Annotated in this window: 16 protein-coding genes; 9 read left to right on the forward strand and 7 right to left on the reverse strand. The window is 46.6% G+C overall.

What is annotated here, in order from left to right; all coding sequences use genetic code 11:
* Positions 1 to 3 precede the first annotated feature (3 nt).
* Entirely contained in the window at positions 4 to 3,180 is a 3,177-nt protein-coding gene (locus tag KNP92_RS11985) for an EAL domain-containing protein (protein WP_214840813.1), read from the reverse strand.
* A 156-nt stretch (positions 3,181 to 3,336) separates the two neighbouring features.
* Here KNP92_RS11985 and KNP92_RS11990 point away from each other — a divergent pair, with 156 nt between their 5' ends.
* Positions 3,337 to 3,648 (forward strand): hypothetical protein, encoded by a 312-nt coding sequence (locus KNP92_RS11990; protein ID WP_034803628.1) that lies wholly within the window; start codon positions 3,337 to 3,339, stop codon positions 3,646 to 3,648.
* A 39-nt stretch (positions 3,649 to 3,687) separates the two neighbouring features.
* On the opposite strand, the gene KNP92_RS11995 is transcribed toward KNP92_RS11990, so the two are convergent.
* The gene (locus tag KNP92_RS11995) at positions 3,688 to 4,680 is read right to left on the reverse strand and encodes an LLM class flavin-dependent oxidoreductase (protein WP_214840815.1); all 993 of its coding nucleotides are present in this window, start codon (positions 4,678 to 4,680) and stop codon (positions 3,688 to 3,690) included.
* 268 nt (positions 4,681 to 4,948) lie between these two features.
* On the opposite strand from KNP92_RS11995, the gene KNP92_RS12000 reads away from it, so the two are divergent.
* Both KNP92_RS12000 and KNP92_RS12005 read left to right on the forward strand, forming a co-directional pair.
* A complete protein-coding gene (locus KNP92_RS12000; protein ID WP_214840817.1) occupies positions 4,949 to 6,325 on the forward strand; it encodes a YjiH family protein in 1,377 nt (458 codons plus the stop codon).
* A 72-nt stretch (positions 6,326 to 6,397) separates the two neighbouring features.
* Complete coding sequence (locus KNP92_RS12005; protein WP_214840819.1) at positions 6,398 to 7,042, forward strand: C39 family peptidase; 645 nt, start codon at positions 6,398 to 6,400, stop codon at positions 7,040 to 7,042.
* A 4-nt stretch (positions 7,043 to 7,046) separates the two neighbouring features.
* On the opposite strand, the gene KNP92_RS12010 is transcribed toward KNP92_RS12005, so the two are convergent.
* On the reverse strand, positions 7,047 to 7,853 hold the full coding sequence (locus KNP92_RS12010) for a hypothetical protein (RefSeq protein ID WP_214840821.1): 807 nt from the start codon (positions 7,851 to 7,853) through the stop codon (positions 7,047 to 7,049).
* A gap of 96 nt (positions 7,854 to 7,949) precedes the next feature.
* Between KNP92_RS12010 and rluF the strand changes: the two genes are divergently transcribed.
* Positions 7,950 to 8,660 (forward strand): 23S rRNA pseudouridine(2604) synthase RluF, encoded by a 711-nt coding sequence (gene rluF / locus KNP92_RS12015; RefSeq protein WP_034803651.1) that lies wholly within the window; start codon positions 7,950 to 7,952, stop codon positions 8,658 to 8,660.
* Positions 8,661 to 8,692: 32 nt separating this feature from the next.
* On the opposite strand, the gene KNP92_RS12020 is transcribed toward rluF, so the two are convergent.
* The 3 genes from KNP92_RS12020 to KNP92_RS12030 all read right to left on the reverse strand — a co-directional run bounded on the left by KNP92_RS12020 (position 8,693) and on the right by KNP92_RS12030 (position 10,297).
* A complete protein-coding gene (locus KNP92_RS12020; protein ID WP_246514289.1) occupies positions 8,693 to 9,094 on the reverse strand; it encodes a hypothetical protein in 402 nt (133 codons plus the stop codon).
* 68 nt (positions 9,095 to 9,162) lie between these two features.
* A complete protein-coding gene (locus KNP92_RS12025) occupies positions 9,163 to 9,576 on the reverse strand; it encodes a hypothetical protein (RefSeq protein ID WP_214840823.1) in 414 nt (137 codons plus the stop codon).
* A 91-nt stretch (positions 9,577 to 9,667) separates the two neighbouring features.
* A complete protein-coding gene (locus KNP92_RS12030) occupies positions 9,668 to 10,297 on the reverse strand; it encodes an immunity protein Imm33 domain-containing protein (RefSeq protein WP_214840825.1) in 630 nt (209 codons plus the stop codon).
* 162 nt (positions 10,298 to 10,459) lie between these two features.
* Between KNP92_RS12030 and KNP92_RS12035 the strand changes: the two genes are divergently transcribed.
* On the forward strand, positions 10,460 to 11,086 hold the full coding sequence (locus tag KNP92_RS12035) for a TetR/AcrR family transcriptional regulator (protein ID WP_214840827.1): 627 nt from the start codon (positions 10,460 to 10,462) through the stop codon (positions 11,084 to 11,086).
* Positions 11,087 to 11,112: 26 nt separating this feature from the next.
* Here the strand turns inward: KNP92_RS12035 and gloA2 are convergent, their stop codons facing one another.
* Positions 11,113 to 11,493, reverse strand: a complete 381-nt coding sequence (gene gloA2, locus KNP92_RS12040; RefSeq protein WP_214840829.1) for an SMU1112c/YaeR family gloxylase I-like metalloprotein — start codon at positions 11,491 to 11,493, stop codon at positions 11,113 to 11,115.
* Positions 11,494 to 11,770: 277 nt separating this feature from the next.
* Between gloA2 and htpG the strand changes: the two genes are divergently transcribed.
* The 4 genes from htpG to KNP92_RS12060 all read left to right on the forward strand — a co-directional run bounded on the left by htpG (position 11,771) and on the right by KNP92_RS12060 (position 18,414).
* A complete protein-coding gene (htpG, locus tag KNP92_RS12045; protein WP_214840831.1) occupies positions 11,771 to 13,642 on the forward strand; it encodes a molecular chaperone HtpG in 1,872 nt (623 codons plus the stop codon).
* Between the two features lie 148 nt (positions 13,643 to 13,790).
* A complete protein-coding gene (locus tag KNP92_RS12050; protein WP_214840833.1) occupies positions 13,791 to 15,044 on the forward strand; it encodes a DNA cytosine methyltransferase in 1,254 nt (417 codons plus the stop codon).
* Between the two features lie 32 nt (positions 15,045 to 15,076).
* Positions 15,077 to 17,269, forward strand: coding sequence for a sensor histidine kinase (locus KNP92_RS12055; protein WP_214840836.1), 2,193 nt, complete (start codon positions 15,077 to 15,079; stop codon positions 17,267 to 17,269).
* Positions 17,269 to 18,414: a response regulator gene (locus KNP92_RS12060; RefSeq protein ID WP_214840838.1), complete on the forward strand. Its 1,146-nt coding sequence runs from the start codon at positions 17,269 to 17,271 to the stop codon at positions 18,412 to 18,414. The genes KNP92_RS12055 and KNP92_RS12060 overlap by 1 nt, the downstream gene beginning before the upstream one ends.
* The last annotated feature ends 1 nt before the right edge of the window (position 18,415 follow it).

The raw sequence follows: 18,415 nt of genomic DNA on the forward strand, positions 1-18,415 counted from the left end.
CCCTCACTTCTCTTCTCGTGAATCATAAATGTAGAAGCCGTCGCCTCCGCAATTTTTGGCGACGTACATCGCAGCGTCCGAGTGATGAATCAAATCGTCGAGCGACGTGAACTCTCCTGATGAATAAGCGACCCCGATGCTTGCCGATAACTGGAGCGATAAATCGTTCCCGACCAACATTTCCTGGGAAATCAGTGCCGCCAACTTCTCAAAATCAGCCTGTTCAAGCGCTTCTGACTCGAGGATGATTAAAAACTCATCCCCTGCGAACCGATACGCCTTGCCTGTATAAAACTCGCTGAACGAACGAATCCGCTTCGCCGTCTCGATGAGCACTTCATCTCCGACGAGGTGACCGTACGTGTCGTTAATGCGTTTGAAATCGTCTAGGTCGATGAACAAGAGGGCGACAGGCTGTTTCCGGTTCATCTTTTGCCGTAGGTCCGCCATGAGCGAATGACGATTGCCGAGTTTCGTCAATCCGTCTTTCGTGATCAGCTCGATGACTTCTTGATGTTTACGCTCACGGCGAATCTCATTTTCCATCCAACGGGTCACGAGTAAAATCGTGTCCGTCATCTCTTGGATGGCGACTTGGTCAATCACATCGTCGAGACTCCCTTGTTCCGTGAGGAAGACAACCCAACCGAACGTCTTCCCCTCACTGACGAGCGGCAAAGCAATCACCGCCGAGAATTCGATGCCGTTCACGACCAATTCGGCACGATCTAGCCGTTGGTGATTGCTCGTCGCGATGGCTTCAAGACGCATCATGTCGTCCTCGTTCCATTTGAGTGCCGTGTCTCCATCCGCCGACCACGTCTTAAATCCATTTTCCACAGAGAACGCAATCGCATGCGTATAACCGATCCATTCCCGCAAGACGGTTTGAATTCGTTTTAGCTTTTCTGCGAACGGGGCATGGAGTGCCGTGATCTCATACAACGATTCAAGTGTTTGTTGACGTCGTGTCGAAGCGCGCTTCTGTTCGGTCAATTCAATTTCAGCGATGATCCAGCGGGCGAAATCTTCGAGTGTCTGCATGCCGGCCTCGTCAAAGGTTCTCGGAATTTCATCTGTGACGCAAAGTGTCCCGATGGCATGGCCTGCACTCGTAATCAACGGGACACCGGCATAAAAGCCTAAGTCTTCGAGCACAGGATTCCCTTCCGTCATTTCCGTCGCTTGCACGTCTTCGATGACCAAGTTCGATTTGCTCGTCACGACCCGGTCGCATAGCGTCCACTTCCGTTCGAAGTACGGCTGGATCCCTTCCCCATGGCACGATTTGACCCATTGCTGGTCCGGTGTCAAAATCGAAATCAACGCCGTCGGCATGTCGAGGGTATGCCCAACGAGACGACTGATTCGGTCGTATCGCTCTTCTCGTGGTGAATGTAAAATCTCGAGGCGCAAAATCGCTTTCAATCGTTCAGTCTCATTCTCATGAAGTGACGTGAACGCCTGCTGACGCCCTGATAATCCGTGACGGAGCGCCGCATATTGATGTTCGAGCGTATCGAGGGCCGTTTGCAACTCGCTCAGCGGAAGCGGTCGACTGAAGAAAAAGCCTTGCACTTCATCGCAACCGAGCCGTTCGACGACGTGGTATTGCGCCTCGGTCTCTACCCCTTCGGCCGTCACTTCGAGGTCTAGCTTTTTGGCGAGCGAGACGATCAGTTTCACAATTTCGTACTCTTTTAGTCCATTTTCTTTATCGAGTTGACTGATGAAGGAGCGATCGATTTTAATGCCGTCAATGTCGAACAACTTTAAATAATTCAGCGAGGAATAACTGACACCGAAGTCATCAATCAAAATACGGAACCCTTTCGCCTTCAAATAATCGACCGTTTGAATCCCGACGAGCGGTTCTTGCATGAGCGTATGTTCGGTAATTTCAAATTCAAATTGGTGTGGAGAGAGTCCATGACAAGCAAACGTCGAGAGGACGTTTCGCATATAGGACTGTTTAAAGACGACCGGTGACACGTTAATCGCGACGCGACGTCCTGCGAACACCTCTGGGCGCTCAATCAAATCCTGACAGACCCGTTCGATGACGAACGCCGTGATATCTTCGATGAGAAGCGATTTCTCCGCAATGGTAATAAACGTTTCCGGGGAGACGTTTCCAAGGGTCGCGCTATTCCAGCGCACAAGCGCCTCAAAGTGAATCGTGCCATCATGACAGCTGACGCGTGGCTGATACACCATGCTGAACTCATTTGCTTTCAACCCTTTGACGAGTTCCGTCTCAATCGTCATCTCATCGATATAATGTTGGACATAGTCGTCTTTTTCATATAGACGAATCACTTGTTTGCCGGCTTGTCTCGCTTCAAGGAGCGCCGTCGACGCGTTCATGATGACACGATCGGCGTCTTCGTATCCGGCGCTAATGCCGATGCATCCGGATAGGGCGAATTCATTCCCCGCTACATCATACGTGTAATCCGCGAGTGCGCCTAGTAAACGCTCACCGTGCGCATACGCCGCCTCGACCGATGTATGCGGTAAGACGACGACGAAGTCTTCGCCGTCAACACGACCGATGATTGATCCGACCGGAAGCAGTTCGGCCAATCGTCGCGTCATTTCTTTAATCAAGTGATGCGACGGCTCAACCCCTTGAAGGGACAGAATGATTTTGAAGCGATTGATGTGAAGGCGCATGACGCTCGTCATTTCGTCACCGGTCGTTTGGTGGAAGACCTTTTCAAGCTCGAGTTTGACTTTCATCAAGTTTGGCATCCCCGTCAAATAATCGATGTGCTCGATGCTTGAAAGGAGTTCCATCTCGGCTTCTTTTGATAAGTCGGTCGTCAATCCAAGAATATACCGAATCTCGCCTTGCTCATCTTCAATCGGCATGAGAACAGATGAAGCGAAGCGGGCCGTATTCGTCTCAATGTTCATCTTTGACATGAAATAGACGGGTGAACGCGTTGCTAAGACCGAGTCATAGTAATGAATCAATTCATCTGCGACTTCAGCCGTGTACATGTCTTGCAAGTAGCGACCCGCCACATCGTCAGGAAGCATGGAGGCGCGCTTACCCTCTTCACTGACACGCACATAGCGATAACCATTGGGCGTCACTTCCATTAAGAACACCATGCGATACAAACGAACGAATACATCGAATAAATAATGTGGGTCGGCCTTCATCTGTTTCATAAGCTACCTCCAAACAATCTCTGTTCCCTCTAGTGTAGAACTTTTCTGCTCATTTGTTCATAAAACCGTTTAAAAAAAGGGAAAGTGTTTTTTACTCAGATTGTACGAAAACGGGTAAAGATAAGTGAGTCTAGTCCGGAATCGAGGTGAGCCATCATGATCAGTCGAAACGTCTATCCACAGACACGGCCCGGCAAATGGTCAATCGGGCTGTTGCTCGCCGTCTTCCTCTTGTTGATTATCGCCACCACCAGCCCACAATCTGCTCCACCGTTCAACGTCAGCACACTGTTCACAAATACGTGGCCAGCCTTCGTCTCGATGACGGCGCTTGCTGCAGCGATGGGTGCGTTCTTCGTCGGATTGTATACAATCTTTCGGCATCACGAACGCGCGACTTCTGTCATCTTCGCGGTACTGCTCGGCGGTCTCGTCGTCTTGTTCGTCCTTCTTCAGCTATTCATCTAAACGAAGACGCCCCTTCCCAAATTGAGAAGGAGCGTCTTGTTACAGCAACTCTTTCGCAAGTAAACGGTAAACGTTCAAGCGATCGGCTTGCTGGTGTTGAATGCTACAAATCATCGCCTCGTCAAAGCCGTAACGCTCTGCTTCTTCTTGCAGTTGCGTCGCAATTTGCTTCGGTGTTCCGACGAGGTGGATGGCGCGGTTGTTGGCGATATGAATTTGATCGACCTCGGTGAGCGGATAGGCGTGCGCCGCTTCCGGACTCATCAGTTGGCGCAGTTGGCCGCGCATGAGGAACAAACGGGACAAGTCAGACGGACGCGCCAAATATTCGGCTTCTTCTTCCGTTTCGGCCGTCGTGACGAGATACGTGACATTGATGTCGGGCTTTTCCATAAAGGCCGACGGTCGAAAGTTGTGGCGATAGGCGTCGAGCGCATCGGTGCTCAACTCGCCGTTGAAAAATTGCGCGAACGAGTAGCCGACGCCCATCCGTCCGGCTTGGATGGCGCTGTTTCCGCTCGAGCCGAGTAGCCATGCCTCGGGGAGGACGACCCCTGTCGGAGCGGCCGGTGTCGTCTTATACCAGCGTTCTTCCGGCGTCTCGTCGTTGATCAGTTGGAGCGTCGTCCCAAGTTTCTCATACAGGCCGTCCATCATCGGCTTTTGGCCTTGCGACATCGCGTAAATGGCATTGGCGTCCCCACCCGGTGCCCGGCCGACGCCGAAATCGATTCGACCTGGTGCGAGTGCACTCAGCGTCTTGAATACTTCTGCCATTTTGAGCGGTGAATAGTGCATCATCATGATGCCGCCGGACCCGAGGCGAATCCGTTCCGTTTTGGCCGCTAGATAAGCCGCGATGACTTCTGGCGCCGAACTCGCAAACGACATGCCCCCGTGGTGTTCGGCCATCCACATCCGATGATAACCGAGCTCATCAGCGAGTTGCGCAAGTTCGACAGCGCTCTCAAGGGCATGCTCTGACGTATGACCGGACGTGACCGGTGCTTGATCGAGTACACTTAATCTCATGGTTCATCTCTCCGCTTCTATTATATATGATGAATATCTCGAATTTGTAAGACTCGCCGTCATCATACTAAAGAACAACGTCAAATACGAATCGCCTGCTCATGGTAACGCTTTCTTTTTTTCTGAAAATTACAACGGATTGTTGCCGTCGAAGCGTTTCGTTCACTATAATGAACGAGAAGATATTATTCCTTCATAGCAAAAACCAGCCGCGTGATGGGGACACGCGAGCGGTCACACACATTTACGGGAAAATGGGGTATACACAATGAATCAAACACCGAACAGGCCAGACCAGGACGGGACATCGTTCACGTCCAACGATTTTTTGAAATTTCTTATTCCATCTTTGATTGGATTGATGTTCTTCATCGTCCCAATCCCGACCGAGGACGGCTTCACCATTCCGGTCGCATTCTTATCGAATCAACTGATTGGCGTGATTGGTGACGTCGTGCCAACGCTCGCCGTGATCATGATGGGTATCTCGGTGCTCGGGTCACTTTGGACATATCTTGCGAAACCTGCGTTCGTCTTGGAACGCCCGCACTTCAACTCGCTGTTGAACGTCACGCCGTTCTGGTTTGCCATGCGTGTCATCGGGCTCATCGCTGGTATCATGACGCTCCTCGTCATCGGACCAGAGATGATTACATCCGAAAACACAGGGGGATTGCTCCTATATGAACTAATTCCAATCTTATTTGCGACGTTCTTATTCGCCGGGCTGTTACTCCCACTTTTACTGAACTTCGGCTTGCTCGAGTTCGTCGGGACGATGCTCATCAAGGTGATGCGTCCGCTCTTCAAATTGCCGGGCCGGGCTTCTCTTGACTCGCTCGCCTCATGGGTCGGCGATGCGACAATCGGGATCTTGTTGACGACGAAACAGTACGAAAACGGATACTATACGAAGCGCGAAGCCGCCGTCATCGCCACGACGTTCTCCGTCGTCTCAATCACGTTCACCATCGTCATCTTGTCGTATATGGAACTCGACGCATACTTCCTGCAATATTACGGGGCGATTATCGTGTCAGGTGTCGTCGCGGCCCTCATTATGCCGCGTATTTATCCGCTTTCGAAAAAAGCGGACACGCCGTATGAAGGGACCGAGCTAAAACCAGAAGAACCAGTGCCGTCAAACGTCTCGATGCCGAAATGGGCATTACGCCAGGCGCTCCTCAAGTCGCGTTCAAGTAAGAGCTTCGGGGCCACCTTGAAAGATGGTCTCCAAAACGTTCTCGACATGTGGCTCGGTATCTTACCGATCGTCATGGCCGTCGGGACGATCGCACTCGTCATCGCGGAATATACGCCAGTCTTCACGATTCTCGGTAAACCGTTCGAGCCGATTTTAATGTTGCTCCAAGTACCAGAAGCCGAAGCCGCCGCGCAGACGATGGTCGTCGGTTTCGCCGACATGTTCTTGCCAGCCGTGCTCGGAAGTGGCATCGAGAGCGAGATGACGCGTTTCATCATCGCGACCGTTTCGGTCACGCAGCTCATCTTCATGTCTGAAGTCGGGGGGCTCCTCCTCGGTTCGAAGTTACCTATTTCATTCGTCGACCTCGTCCTCATCTTCTTGCTCCGGACGTTCATCACACTTCCGATTATTGTCGGGATTGCACATTTGGTCTTTTGACGACACAGCGCCTCTTCTCACATTTCCTGGGAAGAGGCGTTGTTTGTATAATGAAAAAAAGGAGGGATCGATGTGGAAGAGCATTTTGCTGGACAACTCGAGACGGCGAAGAAGGGATACGCGGGAATCATCAATCCACAAGCTTATGTCGATGACCGGTATCACGGCCATTGGACCGTGAAGGAAGAGAAACGGATTGATGGGGTCCCGGCCTTACTCCAACGCACGTTTAACGGAGGAAAAAATAACTGCACGCTCACCTCAATCACGGCCATCTTCCGCTATTATCACGACCATGGTTATGCTTCTATTCCAGACGATGTGTTCACCATCCAACAAGACGCTCGAGACATCGCGGTCCGCCATTTTTTTAAAGACGAGAAAGGTACGCCGCCAACACGGATCAGTACCATCGTCACAAAGCTATGGGACCATTACGGGTATACCGGCCACAGCAGCTCCCGTTATTTATGGAAATGGTCGACGTTCGAACGTGAGCTTCTTGCCAATCGCCCATTCATCTTAAATATGGCGAACGGGTTCTATAAAAATCATTCGGTCACGGGCATCGGCTATATCATATATAAAAAGCCCGGCTACGCTGACGTTGTCTTGCTCGAAGTGCTCGACAACCGCTCCGAGGACGTCCGTTACATCGATTTCAACGAGTTCAATTTTTGGGGCAGCATCACGCGCGTCTATCCGCCTGCGAAGTAATCTTTCAGGAGAAGAAAATGTCTGCCTCCTGACGAATGTGCGCGCCGATTTTCAATAAGTGCTCCCGCTTCGCATATGCGCCGTGGTGCAGACCGTTCAAGTCGACGCCGTTGCCGAGGCCGACGAACACCTCGGACGGTTTGAAGTGAAGACCGACCATCGGGATGCCCGCCGGATGAAGGCCGAGCTCGTAGACGGCGCTCGGATAGCCCATGACCGTCCGTTTTTCGGTAAAGCCCGTCATGGCCGTGCAGTTGTCGCGACCGAGCACGATGAGGCGGTCTGGACGGATGTGGCGAATCGTCCGTTCTAGAAGCGCCAGCGAGTCGGGATGTTCCATCCAACGACGCCCGTCTCGAATCTGCCCCATTTGCCGATAAGTCGCGTATTTGAAGAAATCGACATGGATGGCGGACCCGTCGTAAAACGACCGGTCCATGCCTTCGAGTAACGCTTCAAGTTTCGCCCCGTCTGGCTTACCGAACCAGCTCGTCGTCGCCCGCCCGGCCTCAAAATAGGCCGTTGCGTATTCAATCGTCGCGTCGAGGGCTGTCTCGTCCTCTAGATACGCTTCAAAGGACTGGTCACGCCAATAGAATTTCTGCGCGTCGTCCCTTCTGACTTTGCCGTCTCGTTCAAAGAATTCGCCGCGCGACGGGTTCGTTCCGATCGTAAGCCACTGCCCGTCTGTCGGACGCCCGTACCAAAGGACGGGAGATGCCCCCTCAATCAGCTCCTTTTGAAACGGTGACGCCAAGAGCCGTTCTTGAAATCGAAGCGCGTCTTTTAATAAATCTCGTGCGTGCTCCATCGTGTCACATCCCTTCTCTCCGTTCGTTTCCCGCTTTCGGCGGTATGTAAAATGCGTTATAGTGAGAAGACGAAGCCAAACAAAGGACGTGAATCGATGCGTATCAATAAATTCATCAGTGAATCAGGCAAAGCGTCCCGCCGCCAAGCCGACCGTCTCGTCGAAGAGGGACGCGTCACCATCAACGGGAAGAAAGCGAAAATCGGCGACCAAGTGAAGCCTGGGGACGAAGTGCTCGTCAACGGCTCGGTCGCCCGTGTCGCCCGCAACAACGTCTACATCGCCGTCCATAAACCGGTCGGCATCACGAGTACGACGGAGAAGAAAGTGAAAGGCAACTTGGTCGACCTCGTCAACCATCCGCTCCGTATCTTCAACATCGGGCGCCTCGACAAAGACTCTGAGGGGCTCATCTTGATGACGAACGACGGCGATATCGTCAACGAGATTCTTCGCGCCGAGAACGAGCACGAGAAAGAGTATATCGTCTCGGTCGATAAGCCAATCACTCCAGAATTCGTCGAGCAGATGGAGGCCGGCGTCAAGATTCTCGGGCAGAAGACGTTGCCGTGTAAAGTGCACCAACTGTCGAAGTTCGACTTCAACATCACGCTCACGCAAGGACTCAACCGTCAAATCCGTCGCATGTGCGAAGAGCTCGGGTACGAGGTGTACCGCTTGCAGCGCGTCCGCATCATGAACATCACGCTCGGCAAGCTCCCGCCAGGCCAATGGCGCGACCTTTCGAAGAAAGAGCGCGAGCAGTTGTTCCGTGAATTGAATTACGAACCGAAAGAATGGTATTAAAACAAGCCCAGACGCTTATTTGTCTGGGCTTGTCATCGTTCATGGAGCGAGGCGACATGGTCGGTCTCACGAAGAATGAACCGTTTGAGTTGGGCGCTGAGGTCATCGAGTTGTCCCATCGTCGTCTTAAATCTGAAGGCCGCACGGAAGTGGTCGAACGGGTCGTGTTGCCACTCATCATGGATATGGACGTCGACTTGGATCGTCCCGGTCCGATCAATCAGCGTGAAAGTGAGGCTGATTTTTTGCTCATCCGCATCCGAGTCGAACAACTCCCAAATCACAGGTTTCTTCCCCCAAGTGTTATTGAATCCAGCAATCGAGTCAATCAGTTCTTGCAACGTCTCGTCCTGCATATACACCTCTTGACTGCTAGAACAGACGGAGGCATGGAGCTGGAGTCTGACTTGGTAAAATAGGTCGGTCTCATCCATCCAAATGCGTTCTAACTCAAATTGAGTTTTCAGTTTCTGCACCCACTTTCTTGTTTTGGTCTGGCGATTTAATCCGAACGAAGCGATTCGACCAGATTGGTTTCACGCGCCAGAAAATTCGATAGTTGTCGCTGCAAGTCATCAATCTGACCCATCGTCGTCTCGAACGAGAAAACAGCCTTCATGTCGCCGCTGTCACCTTTCATTTGCTCGACCATCGCGGTGACACGAACGGTCCCTCTCGTGTTCGCCAGTTCGAACGTCAAAGAGACGTGGACGAGTGGGCTATCAAGTGTCCACGTCCGAACCAATTTTCCGTTTCGAGCATTGAACGCTTGTAGCGCAGAGACGAGCGCTTCAATCTCGGCTACTGTGACATACTCGTTTACCGTGACCTCGCACCACTTTGCTTTTAACTCGAATGTCACATTCATCTCGAGTGCATCTTCCCATAAACGTTTCATCTCAAATTGATGCACCATACCTTCACCTCTTTTTTCTGAGATACATGATGACAAGTCAGTAAGTTGTTTCGAATAGTTGGAGCAGACAAAAGAAGCGCCATGCTCTCGTTTAGCCGTTTAAATACCCGTCCCAATCGTAGTCTTCGATTTCCTGAAACGTCCCTTCCTCGTCCCGTTCATATGCACAAAGCGGGGGTTGTTGGACGATTGATAAAATCGAATCATCCATATTCAATACGACTCCAATCGACACGACGAGAAAGTTCTCCGTGTCACTTAAATAATCATCATCCTCATATCCGCTCAAGAAAGACCAACCTGAATCCTCTTCCCCGTTCGGATTATCCCGCAACATAAAATGAAATTCTTCGCGCTCCAACACGTCCGCACTGACGATTACAAATGTATTAGCGTAATAATCCCATTTCTCCCCATCCGGCTCCTCGTATTCGGTCTGACAAATGTGCTCTATTCCAAATGAAAGTTCCGTGCCGACTTCGATCGGTAAATAATATGGCTCATTGTCGAGCACACCCTCAAATTGATTACCTTGAACGTCTGTGATTTTCACCCACATACGTTCACCACCATATCCATCAGAAGAAGGATGTTCGTTCGTAAAAATCAATTTTACTAAATCACCAACTTTCAATTGACGGAGTACTTCTTCGCTCGGGATATAAAACGTATACGGTGCAGCCGCATGCATCTCGCGTACGTCATCTAAATACCACTTCATCAAATCCCTCCTTAATGTGAAATCATCCTCTTGTCAGTATAGGATTTCTGACACAAGACAGACAAAACGAATTTCATCCTTTAGTACCACTTCATGCACATTCACGTCTCAACGAAACCGTTTTGACACGTTATAATAACTACACAACAAAGAGGTGATTTCATGAGTAAACGACAACAGAATAAAGAAGAACGTCTAAATCGCATTATCGAACAAGCCGAGATTTTGTTTCTACAAGACGGGTTTGAACGGGTGCAGATGCAAGACATCGCGGACGCAGCTGAAATCGGCGTCGCGACATTGTTTCGTTATTTCCCTAAAAAAGACCAACTGATTGTTGCCGCCGCAGTGCGCAACTTGACCCCGACACTTGAGACGTTCAAGCAATTGACGACAACGCCCGGAGACGCCTACACGCGACTCACGGCGGTGCTCGACCATATGCTCGACCAACAGATGAAACAGACGAACCACTCCCGTTTTCGCGAAGCGTTTGAAAGCTATGCGTCGTTCGTCGCGAGCCCGTTACCGGACATCGACGACTACATCGACTTGCAATGTGAGATTATCAAGACGCTTGACCCTTTAATTGAAGAAGGCAAGATGGACGGGTCGTTCCGAAACGACATCGATGTGAAGGCGACTCTCGTCACGATCATCAACGCGTTCGGGACGTTCGGAAACAACATCATCTTAAAGTCACACATCAGCTATTTAGAAGACGACATCGAGCCTATCATTCAGCAACGGGTGCTTCGAGAGATGCTCTTGTCCTATGTAAGACCATAACAAAAGCCCCTTCGCGTGAAGGGGCTTCATTCGTGCAGTTCGAGCGGCAGACCGTCTGGGTCGAAGAAGAACGTCATCTTCTCGCCCGTGAACGTGTCATACCGAATCGGTTCCGTCGTGACGCCGTGCGCATTCAGTTCGGCGACGACCGCCTCGATATCATCGACTTTGAAAGCGAGATGGCGGAGTCCGCACGCTTCCGGGAAGCTCGGCCGTTTCGGACTGTCCGGTTTGATGAACAGCTCGAGCTCGTACGCGCCGAGCCGCAGGTCGATCTTATGGTCGCCTTTGTCGGCCCGCTGATGCTCGCGGATGACGTCGAACCCGAGGATGTCGACATAGAACCGCTTTGCCTCGTCGTAGTCCGAGGCGATAATCGCCACGTGATGGATGGTATGTAGTTGCATCATAATCCCCCATATACAAAAAATGAGCACCTCTCACTAGAGGTGCTCTCGAAAAGTCTACCGCGTCGAACCACGCTCCACAACGTGCTCCTAAAAGGAATGTCCGCCGTCTTACATAGACCAGCTCATCGCATGTACTCAACTATAGGCGAATCCGAGCCCCGCGTCAATCTTTTGTTTGATGCGTCTTGACATCTTTCTAAAAATTAGGATAATCAATAGTGTTAGCACTCTTGCATACAGAGTGCCAAAATCGAACGCATAAAGGAGAACGATCATGACAAAGAAACAGTTTCAAGCCGAATCGAAACGAATTTTAGAGTTGATGGTCCACTCAATCTATACGCATAAGGACATCTTCCTCCGTGAGCTCATCTCGAACGCGAGTGACGCCATCGACAAGATGTATTACCGGGCCCTCTCGGACGAGGCACTCGACTTCAACAAGGACGACTACTTCGTCAAAGTCGTACTCGACAAAGACGCTCGGACGATCACCATCCGCGACACCGGGATCGGGATGACGGCCGACGAGCTCGAGTCGAACCTCGGGATCATCGCCAAGAGCGGCTCGCTCGCGATGAAACAGGCGACGAAGATGGAAGAAGACCATAGCCTCATCGGGCAGTTCGGGGTCGGCTTCTACTCGGCGTTCATGGTCGCGGACCGTGTGACGGTGCGCACCCGCTCGGTCGACAGCGAGCAAGGTTACTTGTGGGAATCGGAAGGCACGGACGGCTACACGATTGAACCGACGGATAAGGCCGACATCGGGACCGAGATTACGTTACATGTGAAAGCTGACACGGACGACGAGACGTACTCGACGTTCCTCGAAGAGTACGAGATTCGTTCGCTCATCAAGAAGCACTCGGACTTCATCCGCTATCCGATTAAGCTCGATGTGACGAAGCATCGTCAAAAAGACGACTCGGAAGAATACGAGGACTATGTCGAAGAAGAGACAATCAACAGCATGGTGCCGATTTGGCGCAAACGGAAGAGCGAACTCTCGGACGAGGACTATAAGGCGTTCTATCATGAGAAACGTTACGGTTTCGACGAGCCGCTCAAGCACCTGCACTTGAACGTCGACGGCACGATCCGCTACCAGTCGATCCTCTACATCCCATCGACGGTCCCGTTCGACTATTACACGAAAGAGTTCGAGAAAGGGCTCGAGCTGTACTCGAACGGCGTGTTGATTATGGAGAAGTCGCCTGACCTGCTTCCGGACTATTTTGGTTTCGTGAAAGGGATGGTCGACTCAGAAGACTTGTCGCTCAACATTTCCCGGGAGATGCTGCAGCAGGACCGTCAACTCCGCGTCATCGCCAAAAACGTGAAGTCGAAAATCAAAGGTATGCTCGAGAAGATGCTCCGCGACGATCGCGAGGACTATGAGACGTTCTTCGAGTCATTCGGCCGTCAAATCAAGTTCGGCGTCTACGACCAGTTCGGTGCGGCCAAGGACGACTTGAAAGACTTGCTCTTGTTCCACTCGTCGAACGAGAAGAAGCTCGTTTCATTAAAAGAGTACGTCGAGCGCATGAAAGACAACCAGAAGTACATCTATTACGCAACGGGCGAATCGATTCACCGCATCGACCTCTTGCCGCAGGCGGAACGCTTGAAAGAAGAAGGCTTCGAAATCCTCTACTTCACCGAAGAGATCGACGAGTTCGCCATCAAGATGCTCCAGTCGTATGACGACAAGGAGTTCAAGTCAATCGCGAGCGGTGACCTCGGTCTCGATGACGCCGAGGCCAATTCACTGAACGACGACAACAAAGACTTGTTCGCCTTCATGAAGCAGGAACTCGGCGACCGCGTCAAAGAAGTGCGCGCGTCGACACGACTCAAGTCACACCCGGTCTGCTTGACGGTTGCCGGTGACGTCTCGATCGAGATGGAGAAGATTTTGAACGCGATGCCGAACGGCGGCGGCATGAAAGCGGAGAAAGTGCTCGAAGTGAACGCCGACCACGCCATCTTCCAGACGTTACAGCGCGTCTATAAGGAAGACGAAGCGAAAGCGAAACAGTATACCGATTTGCTCTATCAGCAGGCGCTCCTTATCGAAGGATTACCGATTGAAGATCCGGTCGCCTATTCGAATGCGGTTTGTGCATTGATGGCAACTCCTTAATTCCTAACCCTTTTACACCCGTGTTCATCTCAATGAACTCGGGTGATTTTAGTAAGCAATCAAATTAGATATTTTTCAATTTTATATAAATTCCTCTTCAAAGGTATTATGATGAATACAATAATAGTAATTTAAGGAGTAATAATTAATGCATATAATCGACCTTTTTTCAGGTGCCGGCGGCCTCACCGAAGGTTTTTTAAGAGAAGGATACAAAGTTATAGCTCATGTAGAGAAAGATAAAAACGCTTGTAAAACCCTAGAGACTCGTCTAGCCTATCATCATTTAAATAAATCAAATTTAAATAGTGTCTATCATGACTATCTGAATAACAATATCGATAGACATACCTACATTGAGATTGCATCTAACCATGGTTTTAATAGTGATTGCGTAATATGTGAAGAGATTTCATTAAAATCAATCGAATCAGTTTTTCAAAAAATTGATTTACTTACTACTGATAAAATTGACGGGATAATTGGTGGACCACCTTGCCAGGCATATTCTACAATCGGTCGTCCTTTAAACGATTTAAAGAAAGACAATGATGAGAGAGTTTATCTTTACAAACTTTATATAAAATTTTTAGAAAAGTACTCACCTAATTTCTTTTTGTTTGAAAATGTTAAAGGATTGTTATCTTATAAAGATCATACCAACGAAATCTTAATTAATAAAATAATCCAAGAATTTAAAGACGTAGGATATAACGTGGAATTAAAACTAATAGACACTTCTCATTACGGGGTATCTCAGTCTCGTGAAAGATTGTTTATTTTTGGTTCTAAAGTCAATCGGTCATTCTTTATAGCACTGGAACAAAAAAAACAGAAACCCATTAGCTTAGAAGAACTGTTTTATGGATTACCGAATCTTTCACCTGGAGAAGCCAAGAATAGTTATAAGAGGATGAATAACATAAATAGAATTAATAATTTAGAAGAATTAAATATAAAATCTTCTAATTGGAATATTTTAACTCAACATATAGCTCGTCCTCATAATCAAAATGATTTAGAAATTTATAAGATTGTAGCTTTATCTAAGTCTCGTGGAAAGCAAATAAAATACAATGAGCTCCCACTTAAATTACAAACACACAGAAACAATCAATCTTTTTTAGATCGGTACAAAGCATTAAAGAAAAACTCTATCTCTCACACAGTAGTCGCGCACATTGCTAAAGATGGACACTATTACATTCATTTCGATAGTAAACAGAACAGATCTATAACTCCAAGAGAAGCAGCGCGCATTCAAAGTTTTCCTGACGACTATTTTTTTGAAAACTCAAGAACCTCCGCTTTTAAGCAAATCGGTAATGCGGTTCCCCCACTGATGTCTCAAAAAATAGCTCAAGTAGTAAAAGAAATTTGTCCGACTGAGTTCAAGTTTTGATTTATTCACAATAACATTTCAGAGGTGAGTATATGGAAAGAATATCAATAAAACCAGCCGCTAGGATGATTTCTGCCATAGGCAAAGATTTAATTAAAGACGTCCCTGCTTCCGTTGTAGAAATAATTAAAAATTCTTACGATGCCGATGCGGAAAACGTAAACATTAGCTTTTCTAAAGTCATTATAGATAATTGTCCTACTCTTCAAATAGTCATTGAAGATGATGGACATGGTATGGACTTAGATACTATCAAAACCAAATGGTTTGTGCCCGCCACTTCAAATAAATTAAACCAAAAATATAGTATGCTTAAGAACAGAGCACTTCAGGGAAGAAAAGGGTTAGGAAGATATGCTGTAGCCATTTTGGGAAACAAACTTACACTAGAAACGACTCATAATAACGAGAAAACCATAGTAAGACTTGATTGGGACGAGTTTGATAATCAAGTTTATTTAGAAGATGTACTAATTGAGTTAGACACATTTGAAACTGATGAACCAAATGGAACTAGAATAATAATTCACGGACAAGAAAACTATATTAATATGTGGAATGAAAAGGAATTTAAGAAATTAATAAAGGAACTTAGTAAACTACTCTCTCCTCTACCATCTTCATTCCATGATGACATCTTTAATATATCTTTAAAGACCAATAATTTTATTGAAGAGTCAATTTACAAAAATCGCTCAATTACCATCGAACCGTTTCCGTTACTCGAAATGTATAACTATAGACTGTCCGGAGAAATTGACGAATCTGGAGTAGTCAATATATCTTACGAAAACAACTCACTTAATACTCGACAGGTAGAACACATACCCACTTTTAAAATTGAACTTGATGAAACAAACGAAAAATACTGTGGGAAGATAAAACTCGACTTAAGAATTTATGATTTAGATACACCTAATATTGAGACACTAAGAACTAAATTAAGTAAAAACAGTGATCAAACTTTTTCAAAACGTGAAACTTCTAAGCTCCTTAAAGAGATTACGGGAGTTGGAATATATAGGGGAGGATTCCGTATTCGCCCTCACGGCGATAAAGGCTTTGACTGGTTAGAACTTGATAGTTTACGTGTACAGAATCCATCCATGCGTATAGGTTCTAATCAAATTATAGGATTTGTTTCAATTGAACCTGAAGAACGTTCTAACCTCGAAGAAAAGAGTGCGCGAGATGGTTTAAAAGATAATGTATATTTTGAAGGGTTAAAGAAACAAACATTAGAAGCTTTAAAAAAATTGGAAGCAAAAAGATTTGCTTTTCGAAGATCATCTGAAAAACCGAAATCTAACGATATATTTCAAAAGGTAGATAATCTTTTCGACTTTGATACTTTACAACAAAGTCTTAATACAAAAATCGAAAAAACTATTGAAGTATCTGAATTAAAGGACAAAGAAGATTTAACGCAAGAATTGATGCATAATATAAAGACTGAGATTACAAAAATGAGAGCGGATAAAGAAAAGGATTATCAAGACATCAAAAATATTATCTCTCTATATCAAGGTCAAGCTACTCTTGGAAATATTACTTCCGTAGTATTGCATGAAGGAAGACGTAGTGTAAGTTGGTTCTCAAACGCCATCCCTAGAGTTGTCGAGTGGTTACATGAATATAAAGAAGCTCAAGATAACGAACTCCTAATGTTATCTATCGATAGGCTTCAAACCGCTAATATTGAGACACAAAATTTAATACATTTGTTCGATAAGTTGGAACCACTTACCACAATAAAAAAAGAAAAATCAAAAGTTGTAAAACTAGATCAATATATCACAAACATAGAAAAGCTTTTTGAGAGCAAACTTTCAGATGGTAACATTTCATTATTGCGAGAATATGATGAACGTTTGACTCTAAAAGGTACCGAACGTGACTTTAATTTAGTTTTTACCAACTTAATTGAGAATAGCATATATTGGCTAGAGCAGAACTCAGATAATACTAATAAAATGATAGTGGTATCATCTATTGTAGAGGATGAAGAGTTAATAATTGATATAATTGACAACGGCGTAGGAATTGAAAAAGAATTTATTGAAAAAGATATAATTTTTAATCCTGGCTTTTCTAACAAGTCCTCTGGTACCGGACTTGGACTTGCCATATCAGGCGAAGCTTTAAAGAGGAATGGGGGAACCTTAAAAGCAATTTACAATGAAAATGGTGCTCACTTTAGATTAGTTTTAGGGAGGTCTATTTAATGCCAGAAGCTATTGAGAAAGTTCCAGAAAAGGAACCCAGAGATATAATTCGTTTGTTAATTGTTGAGGATGAAGATTCTCAAATCCAACTCATTGAAGATGCTATAAATGACTATAATAGAAAAAAGGGTCCAGAAGTTAATATAGAGATTCAATGTTCGTGCGTTAAAACTTTTCACGCGGCGACGACAATTTTGCTAGAATCTCCTTTTGACGTCTCCATTATAGATTTAAAGTTGAATGGTTCCTCTGAGGAAGAAGAAGGGAATAAACTTATTGAAATTATTCTAAATAACTTCCGGTTCCCAATAATTGTTCGTACCGGATTCTCGTCAAAGGTGACTGACAAAATTGAACAGCATCACTTAATCAAAGTCCACTCTAAGTCCGATAACATTGATGAAATTCTGGAAAGTATCGTGACTGTCCATCTTAGTGGAGTTACATCAATTCTAGCAACCGTAGAAAGGTATCTTAATGATATTTATTGGGGCAGAATATCAAAAGATGTTGGATTTTGGGACGAAACTTTTTCGTTGAATGAACTACATGAAAAATCACTTGTACGTTACTGTTTACTGCTATTGCAGGAATATCTCGAAATTGAAAACGAAGATAGTGACTTTTCTGTTTTTCACCCTTATGAAGTATTTATAAAGCCACCCATTAAAGCTAATCATTTCTTTGGAGATATTTTATTAGACGAAACTCAAAATAATTACTTTATTATACTTTCTCCCTCGTGCGATATGGCGCAAGATAAATATGAACGAGTAACTTTGGCCTCTATAGACCCTTTTGAGAGTATCGAAAAACTTTCTTCACTTCTAGAATCATGTACTCCAGGCTCATCAAATACTCAAAAATCAAAAGTTAAGAAAGAACTTAAAAGGTACCTTACGAACAATCACAGCAATAAATATCATTACTTGCCTAACTATCACGATTTTCCAGGAGGATTGATTAACTTTCAAAAAATCTATTCTAAATCTAAAGAAGAACTGGCTTTATTGAGTCGCTATGCGTCCGTTTCCAATAAATTCTCAAAAGATATCGCATCAAGGTTCTCTAGCTATTTCGCAAGACAAGGGCAACCGAGTTTAGACATAGATGATTTGGCCGAAAGAATTGTAAATAAACAATGAA

This window comes from Exiguobacterium sp. s122 (assembly GCF_018618475.1).
Taxonomy (GTDB): Bacteria; Bacillota; Bacilli; order Exiguobacteriales; family Exiguobacteriaceae; genus Exiguobacterium; species Exiguobacterium himgiriensis.